This window comes from Janthinobacterium sp. DSP2-3-3 (genome assembly GCF_049897325.1).
Taxonomy (GTDB): Bacteria; Pseudomonadota; Gammaproteobacteria; order Burkholderiales; family Burkholderiaceae_D; genus Janthinobacterium.
Map to the genome: position 1 here is coordinate 255,002 of NZ_JAFCWA010000003.1, position 13,495 is coordinate 268,496.

The following is a 13,495-nucleotide window of genomic DNA, read 5'->3' on the forward strand; positions in this document are numbered from 1 at the left end:
TAACTAACTAAGCTAAGTCGTATAAACGGTTACTTGAGGAGCGAATTCTTTGCCAGTCGCTTCGAGATTTCCGAAATCAGCTGGCGCGCCAGGTTCAGTTTCGAGGCGCGTGGCAGCACCGTATGGCCTTCCTCGTCGAACAGGATGATGGTGTTGTCGTCCTGGCCAAACGTGTTCTGGCCGATATTGCCGACCAGCAATGGAATGCCTTTTTTCTCGCGCTTGGTCGAGCCGAATTCCACCAGGTTTTCAGATTCGGCGGCAAAGCCGACGCAATACGGATAGCCGGCCAGGTTGGTGCGCGCCGCCACGGTGGCCAGGATGTCGGGGTTTTGCGCGAACTGCAGTTCGGGCACGGAGCCGTCGGCCTGTTTTTTCATCTTCTGGTCGCTGGCGTTGGCCACGCGCCAGTCGGCCACGGCGGCCACGGCGACGAAGACATGCTGGCCGTCGACGTGGGCCAGCACCGCATCATGCATCTGCTGCGCGCTTTGCACATCGATGCGGCGCACGCCGAAGGGTGCGTCCAGCGCCGTGGGGCCGGAAATGAGCAGCACCTCGGCGCCCGCTTCGCGCGCCGCGCGCGCCACTGCATAGCCCATCTTGCCCGAGGACAGATTGGTGATGCCGCGTACCGGGTCGATGGCTTCGAAGGTCGGGCCGGCGGTGACCAGCACGCGCTTGCCCGCCAGGACTTTCGGCTGGAAGGCGGCGATCAGCTCCGTCAGCAGCTGCTCCGATTCCAGCATGCGGCCCAGTCCTACTTCGCCGCACGCCTGTTCGCCGGCGGCCGGGCCGAACAGCTTGATGCCATCGTCGCGCAGTTGCTGTACATTGCGCTGCGTAGCGGGGTTCTGCCACATTTCCACGTTCATGGCGGGCGCCACCAGCAAAGGCAGGTGGGATGGACGGGCCAGGCACAGGGTCGACAGCAGGTCGTCGCACACGCCATGCGCGAGCTTGCGCAGAAAATCGGCTGAACACGGGGCGATCAGGATGGCGTCCGCATGGCGCGTCAAATCGATATGCGCCATGTTGTTATCGATGCGCGCATCCCACTGGCTGGTGTGCACGGGGTGGCCCGACAGGGCCTGCATCGTCACGGCCGTGATGAAGTGGCTGGCCGCATCCGTCATCACCACTTGCACCGAGGCGCCGGCCTTGGTCAGGGCGCGGCACAGTTCCGCCGCCTTGTAGCAAGCGACGCCGCCCGAAAGTCCCAGGACGATTTTTTTGCCAGACAATTCCATGCCGTTCTCCTGCTGGTTTATTTGTTTACCCGGCGCAGTTCATCGATGATGAACAGGGCCGCGCCGATGCAGATGGCGCTGTCGGCGATATTGAAGGCGGGGAAGTGGCCCCAGCTTTTCCAGTGGAAGTCGAGGAAGTCGACCACATGGCCATACATCAGGCGGTCGATGGCGTTGCCCAGCGCGCCGCCAAGGATCAGCGCCAGGGCCCAGCAGAACATGCGCTGGCCGGCGTGCTTTTTCAGCAGATAAATGATGTAGATGGCTGCCGTCAGGGCGATGGCGGTGAAAAAATAGCGCTGCCAGCCGCCCTGGTCGGACAGGAAGCTGAATGCGGCACCTTTGTTATACGCGAGCACCAGGTTGAAATACGAGGTGATGACCATTTCCTGCGCATAGCGGAAGGTCTTCAGGATCGTGATCTTGGTAATCTGGTCGAACAGGATGACGATGGCGGCAATGCCCAGCCAGGGCACCAGCGACGATGAGGAGGACGATTTCGATGAAAAACGGTTTTTAGTGGCCATATTTTTCCAGGGAAGATAAAGCCGCCGCCTGGTAGCAGGCGGCGGTTGGAAGCGGGACGCAGGCAGCGCCCCAGGGTGACAGTCTATGCGAAACGGCGCGATTCGCCTTTTCCAAACAGATTGCTGACGCAGCGGCCGCACAGGGTAGCATGCGCGGCGTCCGTGCCCACGTCCGCACGGTAGTGCCAGCAACGCTCGCACTTCGGCGCCGTCGACGCGGCCACAACCACTTCCTCGGCCGCTTCGTCAGCCACTTCTGCCACCGTGGCCTGCGAGGTGATGAAGACGAATTTCAAGTCCTCGCCCAGGGTGGTCAACAGCTTGTACTTCATCGGCGCGGCCTTGATCGTCAGTTCCGCCTGCAGCGAGGAGCCGATGGCGCCCGAGGTGCGCAAGTCTTCCAGCTGTTTTGTGACGTCCGTGCGCACGGCGCGCAGGGCCGTGTATTTCTCCAGCAAATCAGCCGCATCCGACACTTCCGGCAGCTGCCACCAGGTTTGCGTGAAGATGGTTTCATCGCTGGCGGCATACGCTTCGCTGCCGGCAAAGACGGCCCATGCTTCCTCGGCCGTGAACGACAGGGCCGGGGCCATCAGGCGCAGCAGGCTTTGCGTGATGTGCCACAGGGCCGTTTGCGCCGAACGGCGCGCGTGCGAGGTCAGGCCCGAGGTGTACAGGCGGTCCTTCAGGATGTCCAGGTAGAAGCCGCCCAGGTCTTCCGAACAGTACGTCTGCAGCTTCGACACCACCGGGTGGAACTCGTAGCGCGCGTAATTGTTTTCGATCTGCGTTTGCAGCGATGCCATGTTGGCCAGCGCATAGCGGTCGATCTCGAACATCTCCGCCACCGGCACGGCGTCCGTGGCCGGGTTGAAGTCCGAGGTGTTCGCCAGCAGGAAGCGCAGGGTGTTGCGGATGCGGCGATACGATTCGGTCACGCGTTTCAGAATTTCATCGGAGATCGACAGCTCGCCCGTGTAGTCGGTCGAGGCGATCCACAGGCGCAGGATGTCCGCGCCCAGCGTGTCCGAGATCTTTTGCGGCGCCAAAGTATTCCCCAGCGACTTGGACATCTTCTTGCCTTCGCCGTCGACCGTGAAGCCGTGCGTCAGCAGGGCCTTGTACGGCGGACGGTCATTCAGCATGGACGACACCAGCAGGGACGAGTGGAACCAGCCGCGATGCTGGTCCGAGCCTTCCAGGTACAGGTCGGCCGGGAATTGCAGCTGCGTCGAGTGTGAACCGTGGCCTTGCGGGCCGCCCAGCACCGTCTGGTGCGTGGCGCCGGAATCGAACCACACGTCCAGCGTATCCTTGTTCTTGGCGTAGATGGCCGCTTCGTCGCCGATCAGGTCTTTCAAGTCCAGTGCCTGCCATGCCTCGATGCCGCTTTTTTCGATCAGCTTGGCCACTTGCTCCAGCAGTTCCGGCGTGCGCGGATGCAGGTCGCCCGTTTCCTTGTGCACGATGAAGGCCATCGGCACGCCCCACTGGCGCTGGCGCGAGAGGGTCCAGTCAGGGCGGTTGGCGATCATGCCGTGCAGGCGCGCCTGGCCCCAGTCCGGGAAGAATTCGGTCTCGGCGATGCCTTTCAAGGCCGTCTCGCGCAGGGTCGGGCCGCCGTCTTTCGGCGTCACGTCCATGCCGGCGAACCACTGCGAGGTGGCGCGGTAGATGATCGGCGTCTTATGGCGCCAGCAATGCATGTAGCTGTGGTCGAACATCTTGACTTCGAACAGCGCGCCCGCTTCGCGCAGGGCGTTGCAGATCGGTTTCGATGCTTCCCAGATGGTCATGCCGCCGAACAGGGGCAGGGTGGAAGCGAACTTGCCGTCGCCCATGACGGGCTTGATGATGTCGTCGTCCTTCATGCCGTGCGCCTTGCACGAGATGAAGTCGTCCAGGCCGTAGGCTGGCGCCGAGTGCACCACGCCCGTGCCGCTTTCCGTGGTCACGTATTCGGCCAGGTACAAAGGCGACAAGCGGTCGTAGAAGGCGTCGCTGGCATGCAGCGGGTGGCGGAAGCTGATGCCGGCCAGGGCCGCGCCGTCGCAGGTGGCGATCGTCGTGCCATCGAGCTTGAAACGCGCCAGGCTGGCCACGACCAGGTCTTGCGCCAGGATCAGCAGCAGCGGCTGGCCATCGCGCTCGGTTTTCACCAGCGCGTATTTGACTTCCGGGTGTACGTTCAGCGCCTGGTTCGACGGGATGGTCCACGGCGTGGTGGTCCAGATGACGATGAAACCGTTCTCGGTCGGCAGGGAAGGCAGGCCGAAGGCGGCCGCCAGTTTTTCCGGCTCGGCGAACTTGAACCCCACGTCGATGGCGGGATCGCGTTTTTCCGCGTATTCCACTTCCGCCTCGGCCAGCGCCGACTGGCAGTCGAAACACCAGTTGACCGGTTTCAGGCCGCGGTAGACATAGCCTTTTTCCAGCAGCTTGCCCAGCGCGCGCAATTCGTCGGCTTCATTGCCGTGCGCCATGGTCAAATACGGGTTGTCCCACTCGCCCAGCACGCCCAGGCGGATGAAATCCTTCTTCTGGCGCTCGACTTGCACATTCGCGTAGGCGCGGGCTTTTTCCAGTACGTCGGCCGTCGGCAGGTTCTTGCCGTGCAGTTTTTCGATCTGGATTTCGATCGGCATGCCGTGGCAATCCCAGCCCGGCACATACGGCGCATCGAAGCCGGCCAGCGAGCGCGACTTGACGACCATGTCTTTGAGGATCTTGTTGACGGCGTGGCCCAGGTGGATATCGCCATTCGCGTACGGCGGGCCGTCATGCAGGATGAATTTCGGACGGCCGGCGGCAGCCTTGCGCACGCGCTCGTAGATTTTCTTGTCTTGCCATTGCTGCACCCATTGCGGCTCGCGCTTGGCCATGTCGCCGCGCATCGGGAACGGGGTTTCCGTCATGTTGACCGGGTATTTGCTTTCAGGCTTCTTGTTCTGCTTGGGCGTGGCTGGCTTGTTTTGATCGGACATAATCTTCTTTAATGGTATGGAGTCTATTTTTGTAGCGGGTTTGCGGCGGCAGGCGCCGCCAGACGGCGGAGTTGGCCGGCGTCAAATTCGGTCGGTAGCGGTAATGGCGCCGCTGCGCTGCTCAAAATAGGCGCGCGCCTGGTTCGAATCGCGCTCGATGGCGGCCGTCAGGGTGGGCAAGTCGTCATACTTTTCTTCGTCGCGCAGCTTTTGCAGGAACTCCACGCGTACCAGCTTGCCGTAGCAGGACTGGGCGAAATCAAACAGATGCACTTCCAACAAGACGCGGCCGCTGTCGTCGACGGTAGGGCGCACGCCGAGGCTGGCCACGGCGGGCAGCGGCTGCGGGCCCAGGCCGTGCACCTGCACGATGAAGATGCCGGACAGGGCGGGGCGATGCGCCACGCGCAGGTTCAGGGTGGGGAAACCCAGGGTGCGGCCCAGTTTCTGACCGTGGATGACGTGGCCGGAAATGGCATACGGATGGCCCAGCAACTGCGTGGCCAGGGGGAAATCACCGGCGGCCAGGGCCAGGCGCACGGCGGACGACGAAATGCGCGTGCTGCCGTTCATCACGGTAGGTAATGTTTCTACATGGAAGCCATATTTGCGGCCCGCTTCCTGCAACATGGCGACATCGCCGGCGCGTCGGGCGCCGTAGCAGAAATCGTCACCGACCATCAGCCATTTCACGTGCAAGCCGTCGACGAGGACTTTTTCCGTGAATTCCTGCGGCGTCAAGGCGGCGAACTGGGCGCTGAAATGCTCGACGACGACACGGTCGATGCCGGCGTCGTCCAGCGACTGCAGCTTGTCACGCAGGTTGGCGATGCGTTGCGGCGCCTTTGACAAGTCGCCCGCGCGCTGCGCAAAGAATTCGCGCGGGTGCGGTTCGAACGTCATCACGGCCGCTTCAATGCCGAGTTCGGTCGCCGCGCCGCGCACGCGCGCCAGCAAGGCTTGATGGCCGATGTGGACACCGTCAAAATTGCCGATGGTCAGAGCGCAAGGCGCTCGTGCCTGGGCATTGGGAAGTCCGCGGAATACCTTCATAGGAATCTGATGAAAAACTGTGCCAAAAGGGGGATTATACGGACTGTTTCAGGGATGCACACCCGGCAGGGCTGGCGCAGGGCGAATTTCACTGCTGAAATAACAAAAAGCGTTGCCGGCGGGTGAGCTGGCAACGCTTTAGTATTGATTCAATGCACTTTCAACGTCGAGCCCAAGCGTAGCGAGCGGCAGTGATTTGCGGTCGAGAAGCGCAACCGTACGTGAGTACGGTGAGCATCACAGGCCGCAAAGCGCGACGCGCAGTAGCGTGGGTTCGATGTCAATTACTTGTTCATGAGGGTCCAGTAACGGGCCAGGTCCGCAGCGCCATCGGTGCCCTTGACAGCCTTGAGTGCCGTCGTTGCATTGGACTTCTTGCCGGCGTGGATGTAGGCGATGCCCAGATGCAGCTTGGCTTCTTCCGCGTACTTGGCGGTGCCCATTTTCACGGCATCGTTCATCAAGCCCAGGCCCTTCTCGGCCTGACCGTCGTAGACCAGGGCGAAGCCCAGCTTGCTCAAGCTGTCGGCGTCCTTGTTCTTGACGTATTCCGCTTCCGACTTGGCGGCGCTGGCTTTCAGGTCGGCCTGGGTTTTCAGGGCCAGATCTTTCAGGCGCTGGTGACGTGGTGCATCGGTACCGGTGCCCAGTGCGCCTTTTTTGTAGCCTTGCTCGATGATGGTCAAAGCTTCGCCAGGATTGCCTGCTTGCAGGGCCAGCTGGCTGATTTCCATGTATTCGGACGGCTTGCTGAACAGGCCGTTGGCCAGGCGCAGGCGCTGGACATCCAGACCCAGGCGTTGCGAGAAGCCAGGTTTGCCCGAGACGCGGTTCAGCAGGTCAGCCCAGTAGCTGGTTTTTGGATAGTTCGATGCCAGTTTTTCCAGGGTAGCAACGTAGCCGCCCTTGTCGTTTTGCTTCAACTGGATGTTGGCCAGCATTTGCAGGCTCGCTTCCGAGTTGCCGCCGCGCGCTTGCAGTTCCTTGGCCGCTTCGGCGTAGTTGCCGCTGACGTAGTAGGTCTGGATCAGCAATTCGCGCATCTGCGCATCGTCGCGGTCTTTCAGCGAGCGTTTGATCCAGGTGACGGTATTGGGCCAGTCCTTGGCGCGGTAGTACATGCCTGCCAGCGCTTGCGTGAATTTTGGTGCTTCGGCGGCGCTCAGGCGACCGGAATTGATGACGGCTTCGAAAGCCTTGATGGCGGTGCCGTTATCGCCGGCAGCAGCAGCGGCCGAGGCGCGCACGCGCTCGATCTGGTAGCTTTCAAAGGCGGTCTTGCCGCCGACGCTGTCAGCTTCGCGCAGCTTGGCCAGTGCTTCCTTGTTTTTGCCGCTGCTAGCGAGTTTTTGCGCTTCTTGCAGTGGCTTGCCCACTTCGGCACGCACGGTGTCCGCGGCGTATGCCAGCGAGCCCAGGCCGATTACGGGAGTTGCTGCGGTAAAACCGATAGCGGCCATGACGAGGCCGAGATGAGCGAGACGAAACTTGGACATAAGAAAGTCTTTCAGTAAAAAGCGAATAGGCAGGAAGTCCTGCCTATTCGGATGTAAAGAGAACCTGATTGCTGCAGCTTACTGGAATTGCTCGTTGCCGACCAGACCGATTTTGGTCACGCCCAGACGCTGCGCCGACGCCATCACACCGGCGACGACTTTGTATTCCACCAGCTTGTTCGGACGCAGATGCACTTCCGGCTGGTCTGCTTGCGCAGCAACGTTGCTCAGCTTGGCTTCCAGCGAAGCGCGGTCAGGAACGACCTGATTGTCCCACAAGATCGTACCGTCAAAATCGACATCAATCGTGACGACCACTGGTTCGGTTGTCGGTGGCGGCGGGGTGCCGACCGGCATGTTCAAGTTCACCGAGTGGTTTTGCTTAGGAATCGTGATGATCAACATGATAATCAGCACCAGCATCACGTCGATGAGGGGCGTCATATTCAGTTCCATCATTGGTTCCGGATCCGCGCCTGCTGCGCTTCCCGAACCGACATTCATACTCATAGTGTTTCCTTTAAGAAGTCCAACGAAGCGCCGGGCGAAACTGCCGCCCGGTCAACTTCTGGCAGTGGCGTCCGCGTGTTGCCGGGACGCCGCTGCCAGTCGCTATCAGCCCTTGTCAGGTGGTTCGGTGATGAAGCCGACCTTCTGGATCCCGGCACGTTGGGTCGTGTAAATAACCCGGCCGATCGATTCGTAGCGTGTTTCTTGGTCGCCACGAACGTGTACTTCCGGCTGCGGTACTTTCACTGCTTCAACTTTAAGATAATCGAACAGCTCGTTCGTGTCTTTCAGTCTGGTCTGGCCCAGGTAAATCTCGCCGTCCTTATTAACAACAATGTTAACGTTCTCTGGCTTGGTTTGCAGGGCTTGGTTCGTCTCAATCGGCAGATCGATTTTCTGCAGCTTGAGGACAACCGGACTCGTAATCAAGAAAATGATCAGCAAAACCAACATGATGTCGACGAGCGGCGTCGTGTTGATTTCTGACATTACTTGATCTTCATCTCCGCTGTCGGAGCCGACGGACATCGACATGATTCTTATCCGATCTTTTTAGCGCCGGCAGCACGGCCAGCTTCGCTGGTCGACATTACGCCGGAAACCAGAACCGAGTGAACGTCGGCGCTGAACGAGCGGATGTCTTCCATTGCGGATTTGTTACGACGAACCAACCAGTTGTAACCCAGAACGGCAGGAACGGCGACCAGCAGACCGAAAGCGGTCATGATCAGGGCTTCGCCAACTGGACCTGCCACTTTATCGATCGATGCGTTACCGGTCATGCCGATAGCGGTCAGCGCGCCGTAAATACCCCAAACGGTACCGAACAGACCGATAAACGGTGCGGTCGAACCAACGGTTGCCAGGAACGACAGGCCATCTTGCAGACGCGATTGGACTTTGTCCGAAGCGCGCTGGATCGACATCGTCACCCAGGTCGACAGATCGATTTGTTCCAGCAGGGCGCCGTCATGGTGCGCGGTTGCCTTGGTGCCCGATTCAGCGATGAAGCGGAATGGCGAGCCTTCGCTCAAGGTTGCCGAACCAGCTGCGATCGAAGGAGCTTTCCAGAATTTGGAAGCGGCTTCTTTCGCTTGCTTGAAGATCTTCATTTGATCCAGCAGCTTGGTGATGATGATGTACCAGCTGCCGATCGACATGATGGACAGGATGATCAGGGTAGCGCGTGGCACGAAGCCGCCGTCCCATACTGCGGACAGGCCGAACGGGTTGTGCACTTCTTCGGTTTTGGCTGGAGCGGCTGCATCAGCGGCTGGAGCTGCTGCGTCTGCTGCTGGAGCGGCGGCATCTGCGGCAACTGGTGCTGGTGCAGCGTCTGCCGCAGGAGCCGAAGCGGCAGCCGATGCTGGCGCGTCAGCGAATGCCGGAGCTGCTACCAGAGCGGTAGTAGCGGTAACGGACAACAGAACCGCGGCAAAAAATGCGGACAAACGGGTATTCTTAAACATGCTTCCTCCAAAATTAAAAATAACAGATCGCTGAACGTAATGACAACGAAATCATAGTGTGAGACAGGGGATAACTGCCTCGGGTTTTAATCCAGCGACCAAACGTATTGCATTTGCTGCCAGCCTTGTTCCGGCTTGCCGTCAACTGTTGCCGGCTTGAATGTACAGCGGCTGATACCTTGCACTGCGGCTTTGTCCAGGTCTCTGAAGCCGCTGGACTTCACGATCTTCGAATCAGCGACCTTGCCGTCTACACCGATCAGGAACGACAGTGTCACCACGCCGGTTTCCTCATTGCGCTGCGACGACTTTGGATAAGCCGGTTTTTCGCAGACACTGAAGTCAACCACGGCCGGTGTACGCACCGATTTGGCTGGTCCAGGAGTTGGCGCAGGCTGTGCAGGCGCCGTTGGCGGTGCCAATACATTCGTGGCTGGCTTCACAGCAGTCGTATTTGCAATCACGTTCTGTTGTGGTGGCGGCTGCTGCACGTTCACCTCGACTGGCGGAATGAATGGCGGCGGTGGCGCTTTCATTTCTGGCGGCGGTGGTGGCGGTGGAAGATCCTTCGGTGGAGGCGGTTTGACTTCCTCGATAATCTTGGTTTCAACCGGTTCCATCATTTTGGTGACCAACCGCTTGCCCAAGCCCGTCGCGATCCCGTAAGCCGCGAGAACGTGCAGCAGGACAACGACGGTTATGCCTGTGTAGTTCTTGGGACTTTTCTCGTTCGAAAAATTCATGCCTGCTTTCTCCAAATACCATCTCTTGTCTTGCAACTGAACCCCAAAATGACGACACAAAGCTCCAGCCGTATCCGGGACGTCGCCGAATTATACATACGAATTCTTTATTTTACACAGATTTTTAACGCCTAAAACCGGTTAAATTTTTGGCGCTTTTGCGCCCTGAAAACGTACTTGCTTATGTCATCTTTGCACGCTTTCGGACATAAAAAAAGGCGGTCTTATCGGTTTTTTACAGCCGTTTTGGGCTACCACTGCTAAGTTCTCCGATGTGCCCTTATGACGGAATTATATTTCGTGATATTCAATATGGAAACTGCTAAATTTGGAGAAAAATATTTCCCTGGGGAAATATTTTGCCTCGGAACCAGACCACTTAGCCATCGGTGCGCACCAATCGGGTGCGAAAGGCACTTCATCCAGGTCAAAAAAGACGCTCCCGGCGGCCGTGTCGACGTCGCCAGGCCATACGGAATTCCTATGGCGGCATAGGATGCGCTTATGTTCTTGCTAAAATCATTGCCAAGAAGATCACTTATGGCCGTGCCGGCGCATCGTCGCGGCGGTTGCGCTTTTCGCGCCGGCAATTCAGGGTGCCCAGGACGACGCCGTGCGGATCGACCGTATCGAGGTGCACATCGAAGCCCCACAGCCGTGCCACGTGCTTGAGCACTTCGGCTGCCTGCTGGTTCAGCGGGCGGCGCAGGAATTGCGTGTGGCGCAAGGTCAATGCGCGGTCGTCGCGCGTATTGACGGACCAGACCTGGATATTCGGCTCGCGGTTGCCGAGGTTGTACTGTTCGGCCAGTTGCTGGCGCACGTAGCGGTAGCCGGCATCGTCGTGGATGGCGGAAATGGCCAGTTTTTCATTCTTGTCGTCGTCGAGCACCGCAAAGAAATGGAATTCGCGGATCAGCCGCGGCGACAAATACTGGGCGATGAAGCTTTCATCCTTGAAATTGCGCATGGCAAAGTCCAGGCTCTTGCGCCAGTCGCTGCCGGCGATGTCAGGGAACCAGGCGCGGTCTTCATCGGTCGGATGCTCGCAGATGCGGCGGATATCGCTCATCATGGCAAAACCCAGCGCATACGGGTTGATGCCGCTGTAGTAGGGGCTGTCGATGGGCGGCTGGTAGACCACGTTGGTATGGCTTTTCAGAAATTCCATCATGAAGCCGTCGCCCACCACGCCTTCGTCATACAACTGGTTCAATATGGTGTAGTGCCAGAAGGTGGCCCAACCCTCGTTCATCACCTGGGTTTGCCGCTGCGGATAGAAATACTGGGAAATCTTGCGCACGATGCGCACCATCTCGCGCTGCCATGGTTCCAGCAGCGGCGCGTACTTCTCTATAAAGTACAGCAGGTTTTCCTCGGGTTCGGGCGGAAAGCGGGGGGCGGCCTTGCGCTGGTCGTCCTCCTCCTCGTCATCTTCACGCCGGGGCAGGGTGCGCCACAGCTGGTTGATCTGCGACTGTACATACGCTTCACGCTCTTTCTGGCGCGCATATTCCTTCACCATCGACAGTTTCGCCGGGCGCTTGTAGCGGTCCACGCCATAGTTCTGGATGGCGTGGCAAGAGTCGAGCAGCAATTCCACCGCATCGACGCCATGGCGCTGTTCGCATTCGGCGATGTAATTCTTGGCAAACACCATATAGTCGATGATGGCATCGGCATCCGTCCAGGCGCGGAATAGATAGTTGCCCTTGAAGAAGGAGTTATGGCCATAGGCCGCATGGGCGATCACCAGCGACTGCATGGTCAGGCTGTTTTCCTCCATTAAATACGCGATGCACGGGTTCGAGTTGATGACGATCTCGTAGGCCAGGCCCATCTGGCCTCGTTTGTAGCTTTTCTCGGTGGAAAGAAAATGCTTGCCGAACGACCAGTGGTTGTAGGAAACGGGCATGCCGACCGAGGTGTAGGCATCCATCATCTGCTCGGCCGTGATGATTTCCAGCTGGTTCGGATAGGTATCCAGGCCGAATTGTTTTGCCACGCGGCGGATTTCCTCGTGGATTTGCTCGATCAGCTCGAAGGTCCATTCCGACTGCTCGGGCAGGGCGTTCGGGTGGCGCAGGCGCACGAACGGTTCGCCCGGGGTGTTGCTGGCGCGGTCAAAGGCTGCACTCATCATTTCACCTGTTTTTTGAACAGTTCGCGGAAGACCGGGTAGATATCGGCCGGCGTGACGATCTTTTGCATGGCGAAATGGGCGTGATGGTCGAGCACGCCCGCATATTGCTCCCACAGGTTTTGCTGCGGGCCGTCGGTGATCTCGACATAGGTGTAGTACTGCACCTTGGGCATGATGGTGTTGATCAGCAACTGGCGGCACAGCACGGAATCGTTGTCCCAATTGTCGCCGTCGGAAGCCTGCGCCACATAGCTGTTCCATTGCCCCGCGCCATAGCGCTCGTCGATGATGGTATTGAGCAAGTGCAGGGCGGAAGACACCACGGTGCCGCCCGATTCGCGCGAATTGAAGAATTCATGCTCGTCCACTTCCGCCGCCGCCGTATGGTGGCGGATGAAGACGACCTCGATCTTGTCGTAGGCGCGCTTGAGGAACAGATACAACAGGATGAAGAAGCGCTTGGCCGTGTCCTTGCGCGATTCGTCCATGGAGCCGGAGACGTCCATGATGCAAAACATGACGGCCTGCGTCATGGGCTTGGGCACCTTGATGCGGTTGCTGTAGCGTAAATCGAACGGGTCGATGAAGGGAATCGCCAGCAAGCGCGTATGCAGGTGGTGGATCAGGCGGCGCAGCTCCACCACCAGCGGATCGCTGTCGGGCGCGCCTTCGTGCAGCAGGGCGGCCAGGTCTTCTTCGGCCTGCGCCAGCTGCTTGCGGGCGCCGCCGCCGACGGCGATGCGCCGCCCGAGCGCGCCGCGCAGGGAACGCAGCACATGGATGTTCGATGGCGTGCCCGACATATTGTAGCCGGCGCGCTGGTTCTTGAATTCTGTGGTGGCCGTCAACTGGGTTTTCACCATGTGCGGCAATTCCAAGTCCTCGAAGAAATAATTCATGAATTCTTCGCGCGACAATTCGAAGATGAAATCGTCTTCCGTCGTCTCGTCGCTATTGCCCGCCTTGCCCCGCCCGCCGCCACCGCCGCCTTTCGGCCGGGCGATCTGGTCGCCTTTCAAGTATTCCTTGTTGCCGGGATTGACCACTTCCCATACGCCCCCATGCGCGTGGCCGAACGACGGTTCGCCCACGTCCTTGACGGGGATGCTGACCTTTTCGCCATTCTCGACGTCCGTGATCGAGCGCCCCTTGATGGCGCGTCCCACGGCATCCTTGATCTGGCCCTTGTAACGCCGCAGGAAACGCTCGCGGTTGACGGCGGATTTATTCTTGCTTTGCAAGCGCCTGTCGATGAGGTATGTCAAAGGGTGCCTCCTTGCCTCTCGTCTTGCGCGCCCCGCCAGTCATCGGGCGGGAGCG

General features: G+C 59.4%; 11 protein-coding genes. All 11 read right to left on the bottom strand.

Going from position 1 to position 13,495, the window contains the following annotated elements:
• Positions 1-29: 29 nt before the first annotated feature.
• Positions 30-1,250, bottom strand: coding sequence for a bifunctional phosphopantothenoylcysteine decarboxylase/phosphopantothenate--cysteine ligase CoaBC (gene coaBC, locus ACP7DE_RS07905; RefSeq protein ID WP_426071580.1), 1,221 nt, complete (start codon positions 1,248-1,250; stop codon positions 30-32).
• Positions 1,251-1,267: 17 nt separating this feature from the next.
• Complete coding sequence (lspA, locus tag ACP7DE_RS07910) at positions 1,268-1,777, bottom strand: signal peptidase II (protein WP_426071581.1); 510 nt, start codon at positions 1,775-1,777, stop codon at positions 1,268-1,270.
• An 83-nt stretch (positions 1,778-1,860) separates the two neighbouring features.
• Positions 1,861-4,761, bottom strand: coding sequence for an isoleucine--tRNA ligase (gene ileS, locus ACP7DE_RS07915; RefSeq protein WP_426071582.1), 2,901 nt, complete (start codon positions 4,759-4,761; stop codon positions 1,861-1,863).
• Positions 4,762-4,842: 81 nt separating this feature from the next.
• Positions 4,843-5,814 carry a bifunctional riboflavin kinase/FAD synthetase gene (locus tag ACP7DE_RS07920; RefSeq protein ID WP_426071583.1) on the bottom strand — a complete coding sequence of 324 codons (972 nt, stop codon included), beginning with the start codon at positions 5,812-5,814 and terminating at the stop codon, positions 4,843-4,845.
• A gap of 284 nt (positions 5,815-6,098) precedes the next feature.
• Complete coding sequence (locus ACP7DE_RS07925) at positions 6,099-7,310, bottom strand: hypothetical protein (RefSeq protein ID WP_426071584.1); 1,212 nt, start codon at positions 7,308-7,310, stop codon at positions 6,099-6,101.
• Between the two features lie 78 nt (positions 7,311-7,388).
• Positions 7,389-7,820: an ExbD/TolR family protein gene (locus ACP7DE_RS07930; RefSeq protein ID WP_180977327.1), complete on the bottom strand. Its 432-nt coding sequence runs from the start codon at positions 7,818-7,820 to the stop codon at positions 7,389-7,391.
• Between the two features lie 105 nt (positions 7,821-7,925).
• Positions 7,926-8,354: an ExbD/TolR family protein gene (locus tag ACP7DE_RS07935; protein WP_100874176.1), complete on the bottom strand. Its 429-nt coding sequence runs from the start codon at positions 8,352-8,354 to the stop codon at positions 7,926-7,928.
• Between the two features lie 5 nt (positions 8,355-8,359).
• Complete coding sequence (locus ACP7DE_RS07940) at positions 8,360-9,289, bottom strand: MotA/TolQ/ExbB proton channel family protein (protein WP_167468694.1); 930 nt, start codon at positions 9,287-9,289, stop codon at positions 8,360-8,362.
• An 86-nt stretch (positions 9,290-9,375) separates the two neighbouring features.
• The gene (locus ACP7DE_RS07945) at positions 9,376-10,032 is read right to left on the bottom strand and encodes an energy transducer TonB (protein WP_219135966.1); all 657 of its coding nucleotides are present in this window, start codon (positions 10,030-10,032) and stop codon (positions 9,376-9,378) included.
• Positions 10,033-10,570: 538 nt separating this feature from the next.
• The gene (locus ACP7DE_RS07950; RefSeq protein WP_426071772.1) at positions 10,571-12,172 is read right to left on the bottom strand and encodes a SpoVR family protein; all 1,602 of its coding nucleotides are present in this window, start codon (positions 12,170-12,172) and stop codon (positions 10,571-10,573) included.
• On the bottom strand, positions 12,172-13,440 hold the full coding sequence (locus ACP7DE_RS07955) for a YeaH/YhbH family protein (protein ID WP_426071585.1): 1,269 nt from the start codon (positions 13,438-13,440) through the stop codon (positions 12,172-12,174). The genes ACP7DE_RS07950 and ACP7DE_RS07955 overlap by 1 nt, the downstream gene beginning before the upstream one ends.
• Positions 13,441-13,495: the final 55 nt, after the last annotated feature.

What these genes read in the sequence shown, in the direction of transcription:
- coaBC (WP_426071580.1), bottom strand. Translation starts at nt 1,250, where the DNA reads ATGGAATTGTCTGGCAAAAAAATCGTCCTGGGACTTTCGGGCGGCGTC.
- ACP7DE_RS07945 (WP_219135966.1), bottom strand. Translation starts at nt 10,032, where the DNA reads ATGAATTTTTCGAACGAGAAAAGTCCCAAGAACTACACAGGCATAACC.
- ACP7DE_RS07940 (WP_167468694.1), bottom strand. Translation starts at nt 9,289, where the DNA reads ATGTTTAAGAATACCCGTTTGTCCGCATTTTTTGCCGCGGTTCTGTTG.
- ileS (WP_426071582.1), bottom strand. Translation starts at nt 4,761, where the DNA reads ATGTCCGATCAAAACAAGCCAGCCACGCCCAAGCAGAACAAGAAGCCT.
- ACP7DE_RS07930 (WP_180977327.1), bottom strand. Translation starts at nt 7,820, where the DNA reads ATGAGTATGAATGTCGGTTCGGGAAGCGCAGCAGGCGCGGATCCGGAA.
- ACP7DE_RS07950 (WP_426071772.1), bottom strand. Translation starts at nt 12,172, where the DNA reads ATGAGTGCAGCCTTTGACCGCGCCAGCAACACCCCGGGCGAACCGTTC.
- ACP7DE_RS07920 (WP_426071583.1), bottom strand. Translation starts at nt 5,814, where the DNA reads ATGAAGGTATTCCGCGGACTTCCCAATGCCCAGGCACGAGCGCCTTGC.
- ACP7DE_RS07925 (WP_426071584.1), bottom strand. Translation starts at nt 7,310, where the DNA reads ATGTCCAAGTTTCGTCTCGCTCATCTCGGCCTCGTCATGGCCGCTATC.
- lspA (WP_426071581.1), bottom strand. Translation starts at nt 1,777, where the DNA reads ATGGCCACTAAAAACCGTTTTTCATCGAAATCGTCCTCCTCATCGTCG.
- ACP7DE_RS07935 (WP_100874176.1), bottom strand. Translation starts at nt 8,354, where the DNA reads ATGTCGATGTCCGTCGGCTCCGACAGCGGAGATGAAGATCAAGTAATG.